This is a genomic window from Mycobacterium appelbergii (assembly GCF_032883035.1).
GTDB lineage: Bacteria > Actinomycetota > Actinomycetes > Mycobacteriales > Mycobacteriaceae > Mycobacterium > Mycobacterium appelbergii.
The window spans coordinates 807299-828624 of record NZ_JAMQTH010000001.1 but is presented as its reverse complement, the minus strand read 5'-3'; the positions used below and the strand labels follow the sequence as shown (position 1 = coordinate 828624).

Below are 21326 nucleotides of genomic sequence, written 5' to 3'. Positions count from 1 at the left end.
ACTGTCTCATTTTGGCCCTGGACTGTTATATTTTCATCCATGACCAGCCAGGTGTCGATGGAGAGTGGGGCGCGTGAGCGCACCCGCAAGGCGATCCTCGACGCCGCGATGACGGTGCTGGCCGATCACCCCACCGCAGCGCTGAGCGATATCGCTGCCGCCGCAGGTGTCGGACGCAGCACGGTGCACCGGTACTACCCGGAACGAAGCGATCTTCTTCGAGCGCTCGCCCTGCACGTCCATGAACTCAGCAATGCCGCGATCGAACTCGCCGACCCGGCCGACGGTCCCGCCGAGGCCGCGCTGCGCCGGGTGGTGGACAGCCAGCTCGATCTCGGCCCCATCGTGCTCTTCATCTACAACGAGCCGACGATCCTGGCTGACGCCGAACTGGCCGCCTACCTGGACACGGGCGATGAGGCAATCGTGGAGGTGCTCAACCGCGCTTCGGTGGAACGACCCGAATACCCCCCAGGATGGGCACGACGCGTGTTCTGGGCACTGCTGCTGGCCGGCTACGAAGCCGCCAAACAGGACGGCACTGCGCGCCACCAGATCGTCGACGCGATCATGACCAGTCTCACCGCAGGCACCATCCATCTGCCGCGCGCCTAGCCGTTGAATCGGCGTAAGCCGCACCCTATTTCGCTGCACCACAGGAGCTCGCCCCATGTCCGCCTTCATCGATGGCGCACCATCGACAACCACACCGACCCCGAAGCGGGCCTGGGTTGCGCTGGCCGTACTGACACTGCCGGTGTTGTTGATCGCCATCGACAACACCGTGCTGGCCTTCGCCCTGCCGCTGATCGCCGAAGACTTCCGTCCCGCGGCCTCCACCCAACTCTGGATCGTCGACGTCTACTCGCTGGTGCTGGCCGCGCTGCTCGTCGCCATGGGAAGCCTCGGTGACCGACTCGGCCGGCGAAGGCTCCTACTCATCGGCGCGTCCGGCTTCGCGGTGGTCTCGGCCGCCGCCGCGTTCGCCCCGAGCGCCCAGTACCTGGTCGCGGCTCGCGCCGTGCTCGGCGTGTTCGGCGCGATGCTCATGCCCTCGACGCTGTCGCTGATCCGCAACATCTTCACCGACGCCTCGTCGCGTCGGCTCGCGATCGCGATCTGGGCCTCGTGCTTCACGGCCGGCTCCACCCTCGGGCCCATCGTGGGCGGCGCACTGCTGCAACATTTCCACTGGGGCTCGGTGTTTCTGGTGGCGGTGCCGATTCTGCTGCCACTACTGGTGCTGGGGCCACGGCTGGTGCCGGAGTCGCGTGACCCGAATCCGGGTCCGCTGGATCTGACCAGCGTCGTGTTGTCGTTCACCGCCATGCTGCCGTTCGTGTGGGCGATCAAAACCACCGCCCACGACGGCCTGTCGGGGCTCGTCGGGCTCGCCTTCGTGGTCGGAATCGCCTCCGGCGCGCTGTTCGTGCGCAGGCAGAGACGCAGCGCCACGCCGATGCTCGACATCGACCTGTTCTCCTACGCCCCGTTCAGTTCGTCGATCCTGGCGAACTTCCTGTCCATCGTCGGACTCATCGGGTTCATCTTCTTCATCTCTCAGCATCTGCAACTGGTGCTGGGCCTGTCACCGCTGACCGCCGGTCTGGTCACGCTGCCCGGCGCAGTGGTGTCGATGATCGCGGGCCTGGCGGTGGTCAAGGCCGCCAAGCGCTTTTCGCCACAGTCGCTGATGGTTTTCGGTCTGGTGTTCGTCGCGATGGGCTTCCTGCTGATCCTGGTGTTCCGTCACGACCTGAGCGTTGTCGCAGTGATCGCGTCCTTCGTGGTTCTCGAGCTCGGCGTCGGCGTCTCCCAGACAGTCTCCAACGACACCATCGTCTCGTCGGTTCCTCCGGCGAAAGCAGGTGCGGCTTCGGCTGTCTCGGAGACGGCATACGAGCTCGGCGCCGTGGTCGGCACCGCGACACTAGGCACCATTTTCAGCGCGTTCTACCGGAACAACGTTCAGGTTCCTCCGGGGTTGACGCCCCAGCAGGCCGGTGACGCCGGCGAGAGTATCGGTGGCGCGGTCTCGGTCGCCGCCGACGTGCCTGCCGGCACCGCTGAGCGGTTGCTCGAATCGGCGCGCACCGCATTCGATTCGGGAATCGCACCGACGGCCATCATCGCGGCCATCCTGGCGTTGGCCGCTGCGGGGGTCGTTGCGGCCACGTTCCGCCGCGACGACACCCGGGTCTAGGGCGTGCAGCCGCCTGCGTTGACCCACCGGCCGTTGTAACCCACGCACGCGTTGACGTTCGGTGGCGGCGGTGGATCCTCGGGCAGCGGCGCGTAATAGGCGGGCGGCGGCACATACGGGGCGACGGCGTCAGCGATGTTGACGCAGCCCCCGACCGATATCCGTCGACCGGCGCTGGCGCATACGTCGGCCAGCGCGGTACCGGCCGGGGCGATGAGAACAATGGCACCGGGTATCGCCGCGAACGCAATGGCACTCGCGGCGACTGCGCGTACTGATCGCATGACGTCTCCTGACCGCATCACTCGTGGTCGGCGACACCGCAACGGGCGCGGAAGTCGACGAGAGGTTGACGGATGCCACGCAGGTCGGCGTGTTCCTGCGGATGGGAGTCGAAGAAGGTGCGGACCGCGTCGGGAACCTCGTCGTGCGGGCGTCCTTGCAGGCCGGTGAAGAAGTCGTTGACCTCGGGGTGCGTGAACAGATACCCGGAGGTGGACGTGGCGACACCCGAGGCGACACCGGCCAGGTCGGCGGCAGTGCAGTTGGGCGGAGGTGGGGGTGGCGGCGGAGGCGGCTCGGCGGAGCCGAGGGCGGCGCCGAGGAAGGGCGACGCAATGATGAGAAACGCACTGGCGCCGATCAATCGGCCTACGGTGCGACTCCGGTTCGATGTTGGGAATGCCATGGTTGAGCTCCCTTCGTGGCGCTGAAGAGTAGCAGGATCGGCCACCTGAAATGGCCCGATTGAGCTGCTCGTTACCAAAGACGGCCTACCCGTCCTAGCCGGTCACCCAGTTGCCGTGGAATCCGTACGGGACACGTTGCGGCAGCGCGATGGTCGCGACCGGCTTACCGGAGAAGTCCGACGCGTCCAGGATCACCAGATCGCTGCCGTCGCGGTCGGGGTTGTAGACGTATCCCAGATACCAGCCGTTGCTTTCGTCCCTATCCCCCGGCATCGGAACGAACACCGCCTCGCCGGGTCCGTGGGTGCCCAGCTCATGGCGCACCGCGTCACCGGTGGTCAGGTCGTAGCGGACCCAGCAGTTGTCCCCCACCACCACGGAGTAGCGCGCGTTCAGCCCGGCGAGCCGGTCGTCGATGCGCGGAAACTCCACGCCGAGATCGTCGAGTTGACGTTCGGTAACCGTGCCTGCCGCCAGGTCGATCGTCCAGTCCCACAACACGGCCGCGACGTCGAAGTCACCGCCGCGGCGCCAGAGCTCGGGGTACCGGACCGCCTGCAGCACAATCGAATTACCGACATCGTAGGCATTCGCGACATGGAAGACGTAGCACGGATCGATGTCGAACCAGCGGATCTCACCGAACGGATCTTCGCGGTGCAGCACGCCTAGGCGGGCGCCATAGGAATCGCTCCAGCGGTACGGCATGTCGCCCTCACCCTTGATGGCGACGTCCAGGTCGAACACGACGGGCAGATCCATGAAGATCACATGCTTCGCGGTCATCGCGAAGTCGTGCATCATGGTCTGCGCCTTGACGTCCACCGGACGGCTGAGGGTGAGCTCGCCGTTCACGTCGGCACGGTGATAGGTCACGTACGGCTCGAAAATGCTTCCGTAACCAAAGAAATGCAGCTCGCCCGTGGTCGGGCAGATCTTGGGATGTGCGGTCATCGAGTCGACGAGCTTGCCGCCGAAGTCGTAGGCGCCCAATGTTTCCAGATCATTGGTGATCTCGTAGGGCAGTGACGACTCCACCAGCGCGAGGGTCTTCCCGGCGTGGCTCACGACATGGGTGTTGGCCAAACTGGACCGCAGATTGCGGGTGCCGTCGGCGTTGTAGAGCGGGAAATCCTCGATGAAGCTGTCGGTACGCACCCACCGGTTGCGGTACCACTTGGCGGCGCCGCCCTCGAGGCGGACACCGTGGATCATGCCGTCGCCGGTGAACCAGTGGGCGGTGGCCTGTCGCGGGTTCGGGCCGTTGCGCAGATACCACCCGTCGAGCTCGGGCGGAATGGCTCCATCGACGGACAGGTCGTAGGAGGTGAGTTCGTCGGCGACAGGTGCGTAGTTGCCGCGGCGGAAGAACTCACCGGTGCTGGGCAGGCCGTTGTTGACTTCAGTCATGCCCATACCGTGACACTCCAGAACTGACATGTCAATAGTGGACGGTAAGCTGCAGTCATGAGTCTGCGCATGGCGGCACTGGGACTGCTGGCCCAACACCCGGGCAGCGGTTACGACCTGCTCAAACGCTTCGAGAAGTCGATGGCCAACGTCTGGCCGGCAACCCAGAGTCAGCTCTACGGCGAGCTGAACAAGCTTGCCGCGGCCGGCCTGATCGAGGTGTCCGACATCGGGCCCCGCGGCCGCAAGGAGTATCGGGCCACCGCCGCCGGCCGCGCCGAACTGATGCGCTGGATCACCCACGCGCAGGACGATCCGCCGGAACGAAGCGCCGAGTTGCTGCGGATGTTCCTGCTCAGCGAACTGCCACCAGCCGAGGCGCGCAGCCATCTGGTCGCTGCTGCAGACCACTCGGACTCCGAGGTGAAGCGCTACAGGGAGCTTGAGGCAACCCAATCCTGGTCTGAGAGCGCCGCCGATTTCTACGCGCACGCCGCCCTGGTCTACGGCATCCGGGCGCACCTCGCGCAGGCCGAATGGGCCCGCTGGCTCATCGGACGCCTCGACGATCGCGACTAAATTTATCGTTGCATCGCGATAGTCTTCGATATATCGTTAACGTATCGGAGACGCATTCGGCGTCCCGTGAAACAAAGGACATGCCACTATGAGCACCCCATTCACACCACCAGGCGGCTTCGGTTTCGGTTTCGGCCCCGGAGACCGTCGCGCCTTTCATCACCAGCAGCGCGCCGCGCGTCGCGAATTCCGCGAGCAGCTGCGGGCACAGATCCACGAGGCCCGCGAACGCACCGTCGATCCCGACTGCCAGGCCGGTTTCGGGCCAGGCTTCGGACCCGGCCGCGGCTTTGAATTCGGCTTCGACCCGCGCCGCGGTTTCGGCTTCGGTCCAGGCTCAAGGGGCGGTCGTCGCGGTCCCGGCCATAGCCGTCGCGGTCGACGCGGGGATGTCCGCGCCGCCATCCTGACGTTGCTGGCCGAACGCCCCATGCACGGCTACGAGATGATCCAGGAGATTGCCGAACGCAGTCAGGACCTGTGGCGTCCCAGCCCCGGATCGGTCTACCCGACGCTGCAACTGCTCGTCGATGAAGGACTGATCGTCGCCGCCGAGGCCGAAGGCAGCAGAAAGCTGTTCGAGCTGACCGAAGAGGGCCGCGGCGCCGCGGAAAAGGTCGAGACCCCGCCCTGGGAGCAGTTCACCCAGGACGTCGATCCCGCCGAGGTCAACCTCCGCGGGGCCATCGGTCAACTGATGGGCGCCGTCGCCCAGTCGTCTTACTCGGCCGATGAGGACCAGCAGCAGCGCATCCTCGACATCGTCAACAACGCCCGCCGCGAGATCTACCAGGTCCTCGGCGAGGAGTGAGCGGCCCGTAGGCTGCGCACGTGGACAGCCTCGTCACTATCGCCGTACCGGCCCTCGTCGCAGTCTTGACTGCCGCCGGCGCCGTCATCGGAGTCCAGTTCCGTGATGTCGATGCCTATGAGCGCAGGCGCGGTGTCTGGCAGTGGTTGCTGGTGTTGCTCGCCACGGTGGCCACGGCCGGCGCCACCAACTCCGCATCCGGAGTCGGGCAGCCGTTGGCCGCCGCGCTCATGGCAGTGTTCGCGGTGGCCGCCGCGATTGTCGCCCACGTGATGTGGCGCAGGTTGGTTCCCGATGCCGAACCCCGTACCCGAGCGCAGGCGACGGCGGCCGCAGCCGCTGCTGCGGTCGTCGTCGTCGCCGCGGTGGGTTTCACCTACATGTCGGGTACGGGCTGCAGGCAGGCCGATCCACTGGTGCAGTCCAGTCGCGCGAGTTCCGGCCTGATCCTGCCGGTGTTCGCGGCAGGCCAGGGCCCGACGGTCGGCGACTTCGACACCTGGGCCAAGGTGATCCACGAGCAGGCCGGGCAGGTGACCGAAGGCGATGTCGCGCAGCACGCCAAACGGCTGGGCGAGCTGTCCGGGCAGATCACCGACGCCGTGCGGGCAAACGACAGGGTCCAACACGCCCTTCTCGGCGCGCAGTTCTACGACGAGCTCAAGCCGATCATGATCAAGTGCTACCCGCAGCAGTGATCAGTTGACGTCGACCCAATCCAGCGTGCGCCCAACGGCTTTCTGCCAGCCCGCGTAACCCGATGCCCGCGCCTGCTCGTCCCACTGTGGCGTCCAGCGCTTGCCTTCCTGCCAGTTGGCCCGCAGATCGTCGGCGTTCTCCCAGAACCCGACCGCCAACCCGGCCGCATACGCCGCACCGAGCGCAGTGGTCTCGGCGACCACCGGCTTGACCACGTCCACGCCGAGCACATCGGCCTGGATCTGCATACACAGATCGTTGGCCGTGATACCGCCGTCGGCCTTCAGCACCTCAAGGTGCACCCCCGAATCGGCCTCCATGGCGTCGACGACATCGCGACTCTGATAGCAGATCGCCTCCAGCGTCGCCCGGGCCAGATGCGCGTTGGTGTTGAACCGGGACAACCCGACGATCGCACCGCGGGCATCCGAACGCCAATACGGCGCGAACAGCCCGGAGAACGCCGGGACGAAGTACACCCCGCCGTTGTCGGCAACCTGACGGGCCAACGACTCGCTCTGCGCGGCACCGCTGATGATGCCGAGCTGATCACGCAACCACTGCACCGCCGAACCGGTAACCGCGATCGACCCTTCCAGTGCGTAAACAGGTTTGGCGTCCCCGAACTGATAACACACCGTAGTGAGCAGGCCGTTTTCGGAACGGACCATTTTCTCTCCGGTGTTGAGCAGCAGGAAGTTGCCGGTGCCGTAGGTGTTCTTGGCCTCGCCGGCCTCCAGGCACACCTGACCCACCATTGCGGCCTGCTGGTCACCGAGAATCCCGGTCAGCGGTACCTGGCCGGCCAACGGTCCGTCGTCGCGGGTGATCCCGTAGGAGGCGGGATAGGAAGACGGTTTGATCTCGGGCAACATCTGACGCGGAATCGAGAAGAACGACAACAGTTCGTCGTCCCAGTCGAGAGTCTCCAGGTTCATCAGCATGGTGCGGCTGGCATTGGTGACGTCGGTGACGTGCACACCACCGCGCGCCCCACCGGTCAGATTCCACATCACCCAGCTGTCCGCGGTGCCGAAGATCGCGTCGCCGTTCTCCGCGTCGCGCCGGACACCGTCGACATTCTCCAGGATCCACTGCACCTTGCCCGCCGAGAAATACGTCGCCGGGGGCAGTCCTGCCTTGCGTCGGATCACGTCGCCGCGGCCGTCACGGTCCAGCGCCGCGGCGATGCGGTCGGTCCGCGTGTCCTGCCAGACGATCGCGTTGTGATACGGCCGGCCGGTGCGCCGGTTCCACACCAGTGAGGTTTCCCGCTGGTTGGTGATGCCGAGCGCGGCGAGGTCGGTCGCGGCCAGATTCGTCTTGTTCAGCGCGGTCATTACCACCGCGGCGGTACGTTCCCAGATCTCGACCGGATTGTGCTCCACCCAGCCGGCCTTCGGCATGATCTGCTCGTGTTCGAGCTGGTGGCGACCCACTTCGAGACCACCGTGGTCGAAGATCATGCATCGGGTGCTGGTGGTGCCCTGATCGATCGCTGCGACGTACTCGGCCACTGTGTTCCTTCCCCGGTCCCTGCGCTCCGCCCGCCGGAACGTCCATCATGGCCTACATGGGTGATGACATCGAAGATATCGATCGGATGCCGAGGGGTGGGTTCGACGCGTCATGTCTGGATCGACTGCTCGAGACCGACCGGCTGGAATACCTCGACCGCGACGATGTGGACGACTCGGTCAAGCGCCAGGTCATCGGAGCGCTGGACTGGACCGGCCGCGTCTTCAAGAACCATCAGCAGTTCGCCGGCATCGCGCTCGACCTCGTCGCCGAGGTCGCCGACCCACGGATCCTGGAACTCGGCGCCGGGCACGGTGCGGTGTCGAGTCAACTGCTGCGGGACCACCCCACCGCGCACGTGACCGTCACCGATCTGAACCCGGAGTCGGTCGCCGCGATCGCCGCGGGCGATCTGGGTTCGGATCCCCGTGCCCTGGTGCGGGAGATGGACGCGACGGCAATCGATGCCGCGGACGGGAGTTTCGACCTGGCGATGTTCGCGATGTCGTTTCACCATCTGCCGCCGGCTCAAGCCGCGCAGGTCTTCGCCGAGGCCACCCGGGTGGCGCGCACCCTGTTGATCATCGACCTGCCGCGGCCCCCGTCTCCGTTGCACCTGTTGCGGCTGGCGACGATGCTGCCTGCCGCACCGCTGATTCCGTTCGTCCACGACGGCTTCATCAGCTCGCTGCGCAGCTACAGCCCGTCGGCACTGCGGACGCTTGCCGCACACGCAGACCCGGCCATCGAGCTCGAGCTGCGCGGCGGACTCATGAGCCCACAGATTGTGCTGGCGAGCCGGGCGATGCGGTAGAGAAGACGTCGGTGACGGTCGAGGCCAGCTGCAGGAAGGACTGCCGGGTGTGCCGACTGAGCAGTCCGAGGTCGATCTCGGCGCCCTCCGCGAGATGGTCGTCGAACGGAATCACATGCAACGCACGCACTCTGGGCAGGAAGTGATTGGCGAGCTGCCCCATGTCCAGACCGAGCGCGCCCGGCCGCGAGGCGCTGACCACCACCACCGACAGCGGCACCAGTCGCGAATAGCCGTTGTGCTCAAGCCAATCGAGCGTGGCGAGGGCGCTGCGCGCCGAGTCGATGGCCGGGGACGCGACGATCACGATCACGTCGGCCTCATCCAGCACACCGGCCATCGCCGAGTGCACCAGCCCGGTGCCGCAATCGGTCAGGATGATGTTGTAGAAGCGCTGCAACACGCCCAGCACGCCACGGTAGTCGGACTCGGAAAATGCCTCCGAGGTTGCCGGGTCACGCTCAGAGGCCAATATCTCCAGCCGGCTTGAGCTTTGCGAGGTGTGGCGACGCATGTCGGAGTATCGAGCGATGCCTTCGTCGAGCAGGACGTCGCGGACCGTGGAATCGCATTCGTTCGGTCCACGTTGGGCCAGCGTGCCGAAGTCGGGGTTTGCGTCCACCGCGATGACCCGGTCACCACGGGTCGCCGCCAACGTGGCACCGAGACCGACGGTGGTGGTGGTCTTGCCGACCCCACCTTTCTGCGACAACAGCGCGATGTTGAACGGTCCCCCGGACACCGGCTGGTTGACCTGGTCGACGAGTGCGTCGTGGGCGGCATCCTGAGTCGAGATTCCCGGGTTCAGCCCGGTGGCCCGGTACACGGCCTTGCGCCAACCTGATCGAGGCTTGGGCGCACCGCGGACCAGGCCGAGATCACGGTTGGTCGGCACCACCGGCGGCCGCCGGCTCGGCGCGGCCGCGATGAACGGGGTCGATCCGTCATCGTCGCTGTAGGTCATGGCTGTTTCTCACCCCTGTCATGTCGACGTCTCAATTCGGCGCCAGCATGCCGAGCACCTGTTTGAGCGCGGCCTGCATATCCGGGAGTTCGATGCGCATCAGCTGAGCTTCGTCCAGATCTGACAAGTTCCCCCCGTGGTTTTCACTGAGCCGGTACTCCCGTTCCTCCTCGGCCGCCTCGATCACATTGCGCACGAACCGACCGTTGCCTGCCAGGTCGATGCCCGGGCGCAGTTGACCCGACGAGTCGATCGCCTCGGTCTGGCACATCGTGATACACGTCGCGACCAGTTCCTCGTAGGCCCCCTCCGAGAGCTCGGAATCCCTGGTTCGCGCGATCAGCCGACCGATGTCCCCCAGCTCCTGGGGGGCATACGAGCCGAACCGGACCCGCTTGGTGAACCGGGACGCCAGACCTTCGTTGGACGCCAGGAAGCGATCGATCTCGGCGTCGTATCCGGCGATGATCACGACCAGACGGTCCCGGTCGTTCTCCATCCGCGCCAGCAGGGTGTCGACGGCTTCCCGGCCGAACGCATCGCCGCCGGACAGCCCCGTCTGGATCAATGTGTAGGCCTCGTCGATGAACAGCACGCCGTCCATCGCCGAATCGATCAGTGCGGTCGTCTTGATCGCGGTACTGCCGAGGTGCTGCCCGACGAAGTCGTGGCGTTTGGCCTCAACGATATTCGGTGTCCGTAACAACCCCAGGCCGCAATAAGTTTGTGCCACCACACGTGCGATCGTGGTCTTACCCGTTCCGGGCGGACCGGTGAACGCCAGGTGCAGACTGCGCGCCGCCGAGTTGAGTCCCTTGTCTCCGCGCACCTTTGCCAGCATCGCCGTCGACTTGAGCTTGGCCACTTGGAGTTTGACGTCCGCCAAGCCGATCTGTCGATCCAGCTCCTGTTGCGCGGCCCGCAGGTACTCGTTGCCCCGCTCGGACAGATCGTCGGCGATCAGGTCTTCCCCGGTGGGCGCGCTGGCCGGATCCCACTTGTCGGTGCGGGATTCGATGATGTCCTTGGAGGTGATGACCAGACGGTATTTCGGATCCGCCAATGCCGCGGCGTTTGCCTCGAATCCCGGGTCCTCGCTGTAGATCCGCTCGAAGATCACCCGGGCCTCCTGCTCTTCGCCCATCTCCCGCAACGTCAGTCCCTTGCAGAACTCCGCGGCGCGCCGTGCCCCCGGCACCGGCCCTTCGATGGCCCGGTCGAGCCGGCGGATTCCCTCCCCGAACAGGCCCATCTGCGCGCAGGCCGACCCGACCATGAGATCGGCGCCGGCAGCGACGTAGGTGTCGGTGAACGACCCGGACCGGCTCAACGCGGACAGCACGTCGTGCCAGCGCTGTGTGGTGAAGTGCAGCACCCCGCGGATATAGGCGCAGATCTCGGCGGATCCCGCGTCACCATCCCCCGCCGCGGCGCGGACCCGGTCGAGCTCGTCGAGCACCTGCTCGGCTTCGTTGAAGTCCCGGCCGCCAATCATGCTGGCCGCGTAGGCCAGCCACATCTCGGTCCTGGTGCTCAATGGGTAGTCGAGGTACAGCCCGGTCTGGAAACGCCCGCTCAACGCCCGCTGCGGTAAGCCGAGCCGACGCTGTTCACGAAACAAGGTCAGCGTGCTGGTCCGGTACAGGTGATAGATGACTTCCGGACTGACGTCGCCGGTCGCCGCGCGACCCAACCAGGCATCGCACATATCCGGGTCGTATTCGGTGGCCCGCCGAAACGCGAGCGCCGCGTACTGCAGGTCGCGCTCGGTCTCCAGCCCGTCGATCGGAATGCCAAGCGATAGCACTCCGGCGTCGAATACCCGCTGCGCGTCGGTGAATCCACTCATCGGAGCTGACCCGTCTCCTCACTGCACGGTGATCGCAAGAGATCGCACATCATTGCGTCCCGGAGAGCACCGAACGGACGCCCGCGATTGTACTAAGTTTGACAATCGGAACATGCCGCTCCGCTGCGAGGGAGACCTGAATGCCACAGCCCGTGCAGTCACCGGGGGGAACGATTTCGGTACTCACCACCGAGCGCGGCCTTCCTGTCGCACTACGCCTCGACGCCGTCGAGTTGAAGAAGCCGCCTGCACAGCTGGCCAATGACATCATGACACTGTGCCGGTTGTCGGCGGCGCGCGCTCAAGTGGAGCGTAGGCGCAACCTGACCGAAAAGGGTTTCAGCGCATCGGTCATCCGGCCGTTGGGGCTGGCGACCGAGGAGGATCTGAGCCGCGCCGAAGAAGAAGCCCTTGGCGACGAGGACGACCTGCCACCCACCTGGAGGAGGTCGGTATGACCGGACTCGCCGACTCGCTCGTCGCCCGCATCCGCAAGCAGCGTGACCTGGTACAGGCCATGGATGAGCACTGCCAATCCATCTCGGCACGCGTCACCAGCCGCGACGAGAACGTCAGTGTGGAAGTCGACGGATTGGGCGAGATGACCGGTCTGTGGATGGGGCCCGCCGCACACAAGTTGGGTGCTGAAGCGCTCGCCAAACTGATCGTCGAGACCGCGCAGGCCGCCGCGCAGGTGGCCGCCGCCCGCCAGCAGTATCTGACCGAGGAGTTCGCATGTCGTCTGGAGGAACTGAAGCAGGCGCCGCTGACCCGCTGGGACGGAACCACATTCGAACCCGACGGCTGAAACTTCGCTGCACTGCCAGCGATTGATTCGCCAGAACCTTCCGCAGTCGACCTCTTCCCAGTTGGGGCATACCTTCCGGTTTTGCGACGGACAGGACTGACGGTTAGCCAGCGGGCCTGGAATCGATTGTGGCGATTGGGTTTACCCAATCGCCACGCGACACACCCGAGTTCAGACCGGAAGGCGCCGAGCCGGCAAACCACGACTGCGGCCCTTCGCCGACCAACCGGTTGGCCCTGAAGTGCGGCGCAGATCTCCATGCGGACACACCCGCGGACGGCCCGCGGGCTCCCAGCAATCTTTCAGGAACACAATTGACCCCGGTGCAAAATTCGGGCTCATTGTTCGCGAAAAATTCAGTTAGCTGGAGGCCGTTCCCGCGGTTATAGTTCATTAGACTTACGCCTGCAAAACGCCCATATCCAGCAGGAAAGGTAATCGCACGATGAGCGACGCATTCGCCGCGCAACCCGCAGGGATGGCTGCCTTTTCCGCCGCGAACGAGGCCGCCGGATCCGCGATAACCACCGCTGGATCGGCCGACTCGGCAGCGATGATGATGGCCGCCGCAACTGCCCTCGGCCCCATTGGCGCGGTCTATCTGAGCGCTTTCGGTCCAGCTCAGGCCAGCAATCTGGCCGGCACCCTGCTGGTGGGCGGAGTACACGCCGCCACCGGAGCCACGACTGGCATGGCTCAATCTGCCATCGTTTCGGCCGACGACGCCTAGACCGAGCTGATATGCCGTCGCTTTTGCCTTCCCCTCCGCCCACCCCGGTAGGTCAGCTAGCTCAGCAGATTCCCGGCTACGACGCAGCGCCGGTTATTGCAGCTCAAGAACAAACTCTGCAAGATTTTCTGAATTTGCCAGTCCGGGAAATTCTCGACCGTCTGGGTTTGCCACCAATTGCAGATTCCAAGCCCGGGCAAGAGCCGCCGCCGGAGGAGCAGCCGCCGCCCGACAGCCCGATGGATCCCAGCGCGCTGATCTCGCCGGTCACCGAGGCACTCAGCACGTTGGGCAGTGGCCTGTTCGAAGGTGTCGACCCGACCGAGATGCTCAAAGGCATCAGCCAGACGTTCGGATCCACCGGCGGCCCGTTGCAGCAGTCCGTCAATTCGGTGGGCGACGCATGGCAGGGCGAGTCGGGCACTGCCGCAGCCGCCAAGGCAACCACCGCGATTGCCAACGGGAACGAGGTCAGCGCCCAATCCGAAGCGCTGCGCGACAGTTTGGCGTCAGCGGCTGCGAATGTCGGTCAGGCCCGCGCGCGACTTATCGCGATCATCACCGAATACGCAGCGACAATGGCGGCCATCGGACCGAGCATCGTCTTCCCCTGGGGGTGGGCAGCGGCCATCGCGGCTGCCAACAAGGCGATCGCCAGCACGGCCGAAGTGATGACGGAACTACAGGCCACGTTGGGCACTCAGGCCGCCCAGGTGACCGCTGCCGGTGCGCCGGTGAGTGTGACCGCCGCGCCCGAGGCAGCCACCTCGTCGCTGGGAGGCTTGGCGTCACCGCTGATGTCCATGGCCACCAAGGGCGCCCAGGCCGGAATCCAGGCGGGCACCGGCGCAGCTTCCGCGGCGAGCAAGGCCGCCGCGGAACCCGCCATCGACCCCATCGATCCGGCCGGTTCCGGGACGGGCGGCGCAGCAGTGGGCGGTGGCGCCGCACCGGGTCGCGCAAGCGGTGGATCGGGCGGCGGGACCGGCGGGACGCTCGCCGCACGCTCACTGCCGTCTTCGCCGTTGCTACAGGCGGAAAGTGCAACCGCCCCAACACAATCAGCCGCACCTCGGGTGGGCGGCGCCGGCGCGCCGGGCATGATGGGGGGCGCACCAGTGGGGGCGATGGGCGCCGGACAGGGCGCGAACGCCTCATCGAGCAACAGTCACACCTCGGCAGCGTTCCTGCACACCACCGACCAAGGTGGCGAGATCGTCGGAGACCTCGGCACCGCGGCACCCCCGGTCCTGGGGGAGGCCGACCCCTATGAACCTCCGGATATCGAGCTCCGGATCTAGTTATCCCCAACCAAGGAGAACTGTTATGGCCGACAGCGCCGGCATGTCGATTCAGCCCGCCGAGGTCCAGGAGGTGACCCGGCAGCTCGACGAACTCGCCAACCGCGTACAGCGGGTCATGGCCGACGAGGCGACCAATCTCACGGTGACCGCGTCCGGGCGAGACGAGGTGTCCCAACGCGTTGCGGGCACGCTCAACGAGGTTCACACCTCGTTCGGCACCACCGCCGATCAGGGACTGAACGAGATTCGCGAAGTCGCAGCCACATTGCGCGGCCATTCCAACAACATCGCCGCCTCCGAGGACCTCCTCGGCTAGTCACAGCACAGTCATCCGGTTCGGTCGACGAGGGGAAGTCTCGGCGTGGGGTTCACCAATGTTGCGTGGGAATCGCGCAGTACCGAGCAGCTGGCTCGTGACCTCACCGAGGGCCCCGGCCCGGCATCAGTGGGGGGCGCAGGCGCGGCCTGGGTCCGGATCGCCAACGAATTGGCGAGTGTGTCAGGGGATTTCGACAAGCTGCTGGCGCGGCTTCGCACGGCATGGGACAGTCAGACTTCCAGCGCAGCGGCCCAACGCCTGGAAGAATTCGGCAGATGGCTGCAGGCGATCAGCCTCAGCGCAGCTGCCAACGGCCAGCGCGCCGAGGAGGCGGCGGTCGCCAACACCGTGGCAGTGCTGGCCATGCCCAGTGTGTCGGAAGCAATCGAGGCGAAGACGTCGCAGGACATGATGGCATCGCTGGCCGCATACAACGGGGCGATTCTGACCGGGACGTTCGCGGAATTCGACGAAGCGGCCACCGCCGATCAGGCCAATGCTGCGGCCGTCATGCAGCAGTATGAGGAGGCCGTCGCGGGCTTGGCCCAGCCGTGGGAACAGCCGGTGCCGCCACAGGTGTCGGCGGGAAATGCGCTCAAGGCAGAACAATCCGGTGCAGGCGAGGCTGGTGAAGGCGGCGGCGGCGCCGCGGGCGCGACACCCGCAGCCATGCCGCTCAGCCCGATGTTCGCGCAGAATGTGAAATCCACCGGTGACCCGAAGACGTTGCAGAAGACGGGCTTCGCTGCCCACGGAGGTGCGGGCGGTGGCGGGATGGGTGGCACCCCGTTTGCGCCCATGGGCGCGATGGGCGCCCGGGGCGACCAGAGCCGCGATTACGAATCTGTCCAACCCGCGGCAGCCCTGGACGGGGCAGGCGAACAGGGTGCGGGCGCCTCGGACCCTGGACAGTCCTGGTTGCCTGCCACAGCACAGAATGACGCCCCGTTCACCGTGTCCAGCGTCAGTTGGGGCCCCGACACCGCGGTCTTCGATGAACTCGCCGCACCCGAGGGCCCCACGGTTGAAGGCTTCGCCGACGAGCCTGAACGCACCTTGGAACAGGTTGACAGCAGCTGGGTATCTCCCCCGGTGATCGGGGTCGACCGGGGACTGAGCCTGTGACCGCCGCGCTCACATCGAATTTCGCGGTCACCGATGACGAGATGACCGTTCTCGCGGCACGGCTCGGGGTGCAGGCACTGCCGGTGGTGCTGGATCTGCGAGGACGCCATCACACCCAGACCGCGCTCGCCGAAGCGGTCGAGATGGCCACCCGCTCGCTTCACGGCCGCGGTCTGATCCGCGACGGGGAGGTCGTCGCCGAACTCGGAGGACTGGTGCAGTCCCTGCAGCGCCCCGACCGCGAGCTGGCGATGCGGTTCGTCACCCCTGACGGTTTGTGCCGGGTGAGCGTGGTACGCAAAGGCGCACAGTGCGTCTGCGCCCGTCGTATCGGTACCGACATCACGCTCACCCGCCTCGAAGGTTCGGCGGGCATTGCCGACATCGCCGCCGCGGCAAAGGTATTGCTGGGCCAACTACCTGATTCCACACCCGCCGACATCGGTGCCGTCGGCGCGCCACTCGATCAGGCGAGTCAGGCACTGTCCGGTGGCGCCGACGCGGTGCAGCTGGCCGACAGCATCCGCGCACTGGGCGCCGAGCCGCGCACGGCGATGCTGCTGGGATCGGCATTGTCAGCTCGTCAGGCGTTTGCCGAGATCGTCTACTACGCACTGGATCCGGACGAGGACCGGGTGTTGCGCAAGCCGGCCGCGGTCGGCGTGTTCTATACCAAACGGGGGCGTATCGTCGCCGCACCCAGTTCCTCGCCCTCAGGCCAGCTGTGGACCACGCTCAAGGCCGGGTCCGACCACGCGATCAAGCAGGCCATCGGCCAGCTTGCCGAGCTTTCCGGCTACAGATGGGGGGACTGCTAGATCGAATACGGTCCTTGTAACAGAGAGCAATTCGACTACTGAGGAGCAAATATGGCTACTGCCCTAACCCCGCAAGAAGCAGAGATCAAGATCGGACAGGTCGACGAGGCGATGATCAACGCCAGGACGCTGGCCAACAGCATCCTGGATCGCACGCAAACCATGACCGCAAGCTCCTGGCTGGGCGGTAAAGCGCAGAAGTTCGCGGGCCTGATGACCCAGCACCACGATGACTTCACCGCTGTCATCAACCAACTGACGCAAGTGGCCGAGACGGGCAAGAGCAACATGCGCACGCTGGCCAACAACGACTCTGAGTGACATCAGCACAAGGAAGGTTTGACCCATGGTGGATACGATTCGATACGACTACGGTGCCAATCACGATGCACTGGAGGCAATTCAGGGGGTCCTCAATGATGCGCAGGCATTACGCGAGGAAGTGAACAAAGTCTTCAACGTGCTGCTCACGGTGTACGAGGGCGACGCCGCCACGGCACTGCACCAGAAGCACCTGCAGATCTCGAACGTGATGGACGGCATCATCCAGGACATCGCGGCGACACGCTCGCAGGGCACCGAGCAACAGCATTCGACCGCAGCCCTCGATTCACATCTGGCCGGCAACTTCTAGGACTCCCGGGCGGGCCCGGTTGGTGTCATCGGAACCGGGCCCGTCGTTTGGAGAGAGAGGCGGTCCGGGTGATCACTGATGACGTGGCCCCGCTGCGCCATGGGGTCGAGCCGTGGTTCATGAGCGGCTTCGCGTTCAGATGCGCGTGGGAAGCGCTCGGCCTCGACCAGTTGCCGTCCCCGCTTGCATACCGCCACCGCGGGCCGAAGTACATGTCGGAGGTGGCGGCGGATCGCAAGGAGGCGCTGGCCCAGCTGCGTGCCAGCCTGACACCGAACCGGGTGCGCATTCTTGAGGCCCTGAGGTTTCCGGCGTTCATCCTGCAGGGTTTCGGGCGGATCGAATCGGGAGCGGGCCGGCAGGTGTACCGCCTGTTCGCCGTGATCGGCACCACGGGATACTGCGCCGTCATCACCCAGGACCCGAGTGATCAGCTCATCTTCGGCGAGGACATCCAGATCATCGGCTGCGTGAACGTCGACTTCCCGCAGGTCGTCCTGGAAGCCCTGCCGGGCTACCAGTCCGGCACCAGGCCCCGCAAGGACGAGTTGCTCGAGGACCAGACACCGGCGTCGGCTCTGCGCGACGCGAAGATCACGGCGTCGGTTCTGCTCAGCGGTTCGGCCGAATTCACCTTGGACTATGAATTGCTGAACGCAAACCATCTGACCGTGATCAACGTCGCCGACGACGGGGCGTACCTGGTGAACGAAAGTGCCCAGTCCTTTCAGATCATCCCCGCCACCGTTCCCAATCTGCTTGAGGTCTTCAAGAAGGTCGAGCGGCGCCAGGCCGAGGCGGCGAACGAGCGGGCCGCCGCGGCCCGAGCGGACCGGGAGTTCGATGCCCTTCCTTAGCGCGGTTTCGACCTACATACCGGGCGGGCAGGATTCCGCCGGACGCCCGATGCACCTTTCGAGTGCGGCCGCTGAGATGGCGTCGGTGCACGAGATGGTCGAATTGGCGGCGGACCACATCGATCCGGCTCTGCTGTCGGAGGCCTCGGCAGGCCTGGCCGCCTCGTTTCACTGCGGTTCGATGTACCAGGGTGAACATTTCTGGCCCGTCCAGAATTCGGTGCAGCAATCCGTGCTCGGCCGGAATTCGGCCGGTGCCGCCACCGAGATCCGCCAGTTCTGTTCCGGCGGGCTGTATGGCGTGATGCTCGCCGACGCCGTCCTGCAGGCGGGCTGGGCCGGTGACTACGCACTGGTGACGGGCGGCGACAGCAATTTCTTCTTCGACCGCCACGACTACGCGTCCAATCCGGTGACCGAAGGCTCGCTGATGGGCGACAGCGCCTTCTGCACGGTGCTGAACCGCCATGACGGCTTCGCGCGGATCCTGTCGGTGGCCGCGAACTCCTACAATCCCGCGGCGGACATGATGCGCAGCCGGGCAGACCGCGGGATCGACGATCCGTCGTTTCCCGGGCTGGCGGAATGGACGGCCAGGTTCGAAGCCTACGACCGCGCCCACCCCGGCGCTGCGGCCGATATCGGCATGGCCAGCTTCCAGACCGCAGTCCGGACCGTGACCGAATGCTACCGGCGCGTGGACCTCGAGCCGGACGAGATCGACTGGTTTGCACCGTCGTTCATCGAACCTGCACGTGTCACCGACACACTCGCCAAGCACGCACTGCTACGGCCCACTCCTGGCCTGCACGAGTTCGCCGCGACATTCGGTCATCTGACCGTGTCGGATTTCGGTGTGAACCTCGCCTATCTGATGAACAACGGAATCGCCGAGGTGGGCGACCTCGTCATGCTGTTCACCGCCGGGAACTTCGTCAATTCCGCCGCGGTCCTGATCCGTATCGAGAAGGCGGTGACACTGCCATTGACCATGTCAGCCTGACCGCCGAATCATCGAGTAGTCAACTCGGAGGAGAACAATGACAAACCCAAACGGAAACCCATGGGCCGGTCTGGACGCCGACACCGGGAACGGCAAGCTCTACCTTGACGAGAGCGCGATTTCGGGGGTGAACACCGCCTGGGCGGATTACGAGAAGAGCCTGGAGACCCTCATCAACGATTCGCTCGACGAGACCACCGGATACTTCGGGACATCGACCAATCCCCTCGCAGGCATGCTGGAGAAGGCGTTCAACGCCCGCGGCAAGGACCTGACCGACTATTTGAAGGAACAGCTTTCGCAGTCACAGGCTTTCGTCAAGACCGCCCAGGACGCGGCGACGGCATTGAAGAACGACGACGACTAGTCGACCCGGCGCGGCGCGGGCAGCGCGGATAGGACGCAGTAGATCATGGGCAGCTTCGGCAATTATGTCGGTGCGACGATGGGCACCAGCACGAACGAGAACGGCGACAGCGGCGCCGTATACGACAACTCGTGGGTGACCAATTCGAACTATCCGAAGCGCGCCGCCCTGGTCGGCGACAACGGCGAGTTTGTCCATGAGAAGTACGGCGACGAGGACTACGCCCCACAGATCGAGGGATACACACCCGACAGCAAGTTGCTGGGCGAGGTGCCGGGTCTGCTCTCCGACAACAGCACTTACCAGGACATGCAGGACGAGCTCAAAGGACCGTCGGGAGAGACGGGCGGCACGAACTGGGAGACCCACACCTTCGTCAACATGCGTGCAGAGCAGGAGGCCTTGAAGAAGAGCAAGATCGACGATCTGGCCACTGCCTGGACAAAGGACGGGGACGACCTCAAGACCAATTCTGAGACTTTCAAGAAGGCGGTCAAGAACCATCTGCTCGGGCATTGGTCGGGAGAGAGCGCCGCTGCCGCGGAATCGGCTTCTCAGCAGGTCACCAAGACATCGATCTACGACTTCACGCCGTCATCCGAGGCGATTTCGAACCGCCTCAAGGTGCTCAAAGGCGCATTCGACAGCATCGTGGAACAGTTCCCCAAAGACGCGAACGACCAACTGATCGACAACGGCGAGTTCGACAAGAAGAAACTCGAAGAGCACATCGAGAGTTTCAACAACAGATACCACCTCGACGACAGCGGCCGCCTGCGCAACAACAGCGACGGGTATGTGACCGCGGCCGATGCGCTCAAAGAGTTGGAAGAAATCAAGACGTCGATCAAGGATTACCGCAAAGCGGTGGAACTGTTCGAGAACATCTACAACCCGACCGCCGTCGCCGCGGTGGAGAACTTCCCCGCGCTCCCGCCACCACCGAACATGAAGTACGGCGATGCCACCGGCCCTGGCACCGGACCCGGCACCGGCCCTGGCACCGGTCCCGGCGGCGGGCCAGGCACAGGTCCCGGCGGCGGCCCTGGAGGCACCCCGCCCATCGGCACACCGAATTTCGGCAAGCCTGCCATCGACAAGCCCGGGGGCATCGAGCCGATCAAGCCTGGAAACACGAATATCCCGGATCCCACCAAGCCGACGGTCCCGACCGGTCAGAACGGGTTGACCGATCCCATCAAGTCCGCGATGGACGCTGCGACGAATGCCGCCAAAGATGCCATGGGGCAGGCAATGGACGCCGCGAAGAACGCGGCCCAAGGCGGACAGAACCCGTTGGGGGGCGGGCCTCAGGGGCCGCCCGAGGGCGTCCTCGGGCTCGGCCCGCAGGGGCTAGGCGGCGCCGGAAAGGGCGCGGGTGCCGGAGGTGGCGGTGGAGCGCCCTTGCGCGGCCTGGGGAACAGCCTTCCCACGGGCGCGCCCGCAACCGCAGCCGCAAAGGCGCCCGCCGCAGCGACCGGGGCCGGGTCCGGGGCGGGCCTGGGTAGTGGCGCGGGCTCGCCGGGCGCAGGCGCTCCCGCCGCTGGGCAGCGTGGCGATCAGAACGGCAAGGGCCATCAAGTCAACAAGGCGCTGCGGCGCAAGAAGAACGGCAAAGAGGTCATCGGTGACGCCGATGCCGTCGTCGCCGTGGTCGGCGCGAATGACGAGGAGGACCAGGCCGAGGCGGCGACAGTCGATCAGCCGGAACACCGTCGCCGGATTCCGCAGCGAGGCGCGGTCTGGCAGCCCGACTCGGCGCTACAGACCGGTCCCCGGCGTTCGTCGCCGGCGCCGCACCCTGGCTCGGTCACTTCCGATTGAC

Annotated in this window: 24 protein-coding genes and 1 pseudogene; 19 read left to right on the top strand and 6 right to left on the bottom strand. The window is 65.6% G+C overall.

Going from position 1 to position 21326, the window contains the following annotated elements; all coding sequences use genetic code 11:
• The first annotated feature begins 39 nt into the window (after positions 1–39).
• The gene (locus M1247_RS03895; protein ID WP_317154925.1) at positions 40–615 is read left to right on the top strand and encodes a TetR/AcrR family transcriptional regulator; all 576 of its coding nucleotides are present in this window, start codon (positions 40–42) and stop codon (positions 613–615) included.
• Between the two features lie 55 nt (positions 616–670).
• The gene (gene lfrA / locus M1247_RS03890; RefSeq protein ID WP_317154924.1) at positions 671–2203 is read left to right on the top strand and encodes an efflux MFS transporter LfrA; all 1533 of its coding nucleotides are present in this window, start codon (positions 671–673) and stop codon (positions 2201–2203) included.
• Here the strand turns inward: lfrA and M1247_RS03885 are convergent.
• The 3 genes from M1247_RS03885 to M1247_RS03875 all read right to left on the bottom strand — a co-directional run bounded on the left by M1247_RS03885 (position 2200) and on the right by M1247_RS03875 (position 4302).
• Positions 2200–2487 carry a hypothetical protein gene (locus tag M1247_RS03885; RefSeq protein ID WP_317154923.1) on the bottom strand — a complete coding sequence of 96 codons (288 nt, stop codon included), beginning with the start codon at positions 2485–2487 and terminating at the stop codon, positions 2200–2202. The genes lfrA and M1247_RS03885 overlap by 4 nt on opposite strands.
• A gap of 17 nt (positions 2488–2504) precedes the next feature.
• Positions 2505–2891: a heme-binding protein gene (locus M1247_RS03880; RefSeq protein WP_317154922.1), complete on the bottom strand. Its 387-nt coding sequence runs from the start codon at positions 2889–2891 to the stop codon at positions 2505–2507.
• 94 nt (positions 2892–2985) lie between these two features.
• Positions 2986–4302: a carotenoid oxygenase family protein gene (locus tag M1247_RS03875; RefSeq protein WP_410506798.1), complete on the bottom strand. Its 1317-nt coding sequence runs from the start codon at positions 4300–4302 to the stop codon at positions 2986–2988.
• Between the two features lie 57 nt (positions 4303–4359).
• Between M1247_RS03875 and M1247_RS03870 the strand changes: the two genes are divergently transcribed.
• The 3 genes from M1247_RS03870 (at position 4360) to M1247_RS03860 (ending at position 6390) form a co-directional block, all read left to right on the top strand.
• The gene (locus tag M1247_RS03870; protein ID WP_317154920.1) at positions 4360–4881 is read left to right on the top strand and encodes a PadR family transcriptional regulator; all 522 of its coding nucleotides are present in this window, start codon (positions 4360–4362) and stop codon (positions 4879–4881) included.
• An 88-nt stretch (positions 4882–4969) separates the two neighbouring features.
• Positions 4970–5692: a PadR family transcriptional regulator gene (locus tag M1247_RS03865; protein WP_317154919.1), complete on the top strand. Its 723-nt coding sequence runs from the start codon at positions 4970–4972 to the stop codon at positions 5690–5692.
• Positions 5693–5712: 20 nt separating this feature from the next.
• Positions 5713–6390 carry a hypothetical protein gene (locus M1247_RS03860; RefSeq protein WP_317154918.1) on the top strand — a complete coding sequence of 226 codons (678 nt, stop codon included), beginning with the start codon at positions 5713–5715 and terminating at the stop codon, positions 6388–6390.
• Here the strand turns inward: M1247_RS03860 and glpK are convergent, their stop codons facing one another.
• Positions 6391–7908 carry a glycerol kinase GlpK gene (glpK, locus tag M1247_RS03855; protein ID WP_458695186.1) on the bottom strand — a complete coding sequence of 506 codons (1518 nt, stop codon included), beginning with the start codon at positions 7906–7908 and terminating at the stop codon, positions 6391–6393.
• A 47-nt stretch (positions 7909–7955) separates the two neighbouring features.
• Between glpK and M1247_RS03850 the strand changes: the two genes are divergently transcribed.
• The gene (locus tag M1247_RS03850) at positions 7956–8723 is read left to right on the top strand and encodes a class I SAM-dependent methyltransferase (protein WP_317154917.1); all 768 of its coding nucleotides are present in this window, start codon (positions 7956–7958) and stop codon (positions 8721–8723) included.
• On the opposite strand, the pseudogene M1247_RS03845 reads toward M1247_RS03850, so the two are convergent.
• Both M1247_RS03845 and eccA read right to left on the bottom strand, forming a co-directional pair.
• A pseudogene (locus M1247_RS03845) lies at positions 8680–9666 on the bottom strand (MinD/ParA family ATP-binding protein); the annotation flags it as partial. The gene M1247_RS03850 and the pseudogene M1247_RS03845 sit on opposite strands and share 44 nt — an antisense overlap.
• A 52-nt stretch (positions 9667–9718) precedes the next feature.
• Entirely contained in the window at positions 9719–11536 is a 1818-nt protein-coding gene (gene eccA / locus M1247_RS03840) for a type VII secretion AAA-ATPase EccA (RefSeq protein WP_317154916.1), read from the bottom strand.
• Between the two features lie 140 nt (positions 11537–11676).
• Between eccA and M1247_RS03835 the strand changes: the two genes are divergently transcribed.
• The 13 genes from M1247_RS03835 to M1247_RS03775 all read left to right on the top strand — a co-directional run bounded on the left by M1247_RS03835 (position 11677) and on the right by M1247_RS03775 (position 21325).
• A complete protein-coding gene (locus tag M1247_RS03835; protein WP_317154915.1) occupies positions 11677–11994 on the top strand; it encodes a hypothetical protein in 318 nt (105 codons plus the stop codon).
• Positions 11991–12344 (top strand): YbaB/EbfC family nucleoid-associated protein, encoded by a 354-nt coding sequence (locus M1247_RS03830; RefSeq protein WP_317154914.1) that lies wholly within the window; start codon positions 11991–11993, stop codon positions 12342–12344. Before M1247_RS03835 ends, M1247_RS03830 begins: the two co-directional genes overlap by 4 nt.
• A 445-nt stretch (positions 12345–12789) precedes the next feature.
• Entirely contained in the window at positions 12790–13074 is a 285-nt protein-coding gene (locus tag M1247_RS03825; protein WP_317154913.1) for a hypothetical protein, read from the top strand.
• A gap of 167 nt (positions 13075–13241) precedes the next feature.
• Positions 13242–14375: a hypothetical protein gene (locus tag M1247_RS03820; protein ID WP_317154912.1), complete on the top strand. Its 1134-nt coding sequence runs from the start codon at positions 13242–13244 to the stop codon at positions 14373–14375.
• A 25-nt stretch (positions 14376–14400) separates the two neighbouring features.
• Entirely contained in the window at positions 14401–14694 is a 294-nt protein-coding gene (locus M1247_RS03815; RefSeq protein ID WP_317154911.1) for a PE domain-containing protein, read from the top strand.
• Between the two features lie 45 nt (positions 14695–14739).
• Positions 14740–15822 (top strand): PPE domain-containing protein, encoded by a 1083-nt coding sequence (locus M1247_RS03810; RefSeq protein WP_317154910.1) that lies wholly within the window; start codon positions 14740–14742, stop codon positions 15820–15822.
• A complete protein-coding gene (locus M1247_RS03805; RefSeq protein WP_317154909.1) occupies positions 15819–16640 on the top strand; it encodes an ESX secretion-associated protein EspG in 822 nt (273 codons plus the stop codon). The genes M1247_RS03810 and M1247_RS03805 overlap by 4 nt, the downstream gene beginning before the upstream one ends.
• 51 nt (positions 16641–16691) lie before the next feature.
• Positions 16692–16961: a hypothetical protein gene (locus tag M1247_RS03800; protein ID WP_317154908.1), complete on the top strand. Its 270-nt coding sequence runs from the start codon at positions 16692–16694 to the stop codon at positions 16959–16961.
• A gap of 25 nt (positions 16962–16986) precedes the next feature.
• Positions 16987–17274: a hypothetical protein gene (locus M1247_RS03795; protein ID WP_317154907.1), complete on the top strand. Its 288-nt coding sequence runs from the start codon at positions 16987–16989 to the stop codon at positions 17272–17274.
• Between the two features lie 68 nt (positions 17275–17342).
• Positions 17343–18131 carry an ESX secretion-associated protein EspG gene (locus M1247_RS03790; RefSeq protein WP_317154906.1) on the top strand — a complete coding sequence of 263 codons (789 nt, stop codon included), beginning with the start codon at positions 17343–17345 and terminating at the stop codon, positions 18129–18131.
• Entirely contained in the window at positions 18118–19134 is a 1017-nt protein-coding gene (locus M1247_RS03785) for a beta-ketoacyl-[acyl-carrier-protein] synthase family protein (protein WP_317154905.1), read from the top strand. Before M1247_RS03790 ends, M1247_RS03785 begins: the two co-directional genes overlap by 14 nt.
• 37 nt (positions 19135–19171) lie before the next feature.
• Complete coding sequence (locus M1247_RS03780; protein ID WP_317154904.1) at positions 19172–19501, top strand: hypothetical protein; 330 nt, start codon at positions 19172–19174, stop codon at positions 19499–19501.
• A 45-nt stretch (positions 19502–19546) separates the two neighbouring features.
• Complete coding sequence (locus M1247_RS03775; protein WP_317154903.1) at positions 19547–21325, top strand: hypothetical protein; 1779 nt, start codon at positions 19547–19549, stop codon at positions 21323–21325.
• Position 21326: the final 1 nt, after the last annotated feature.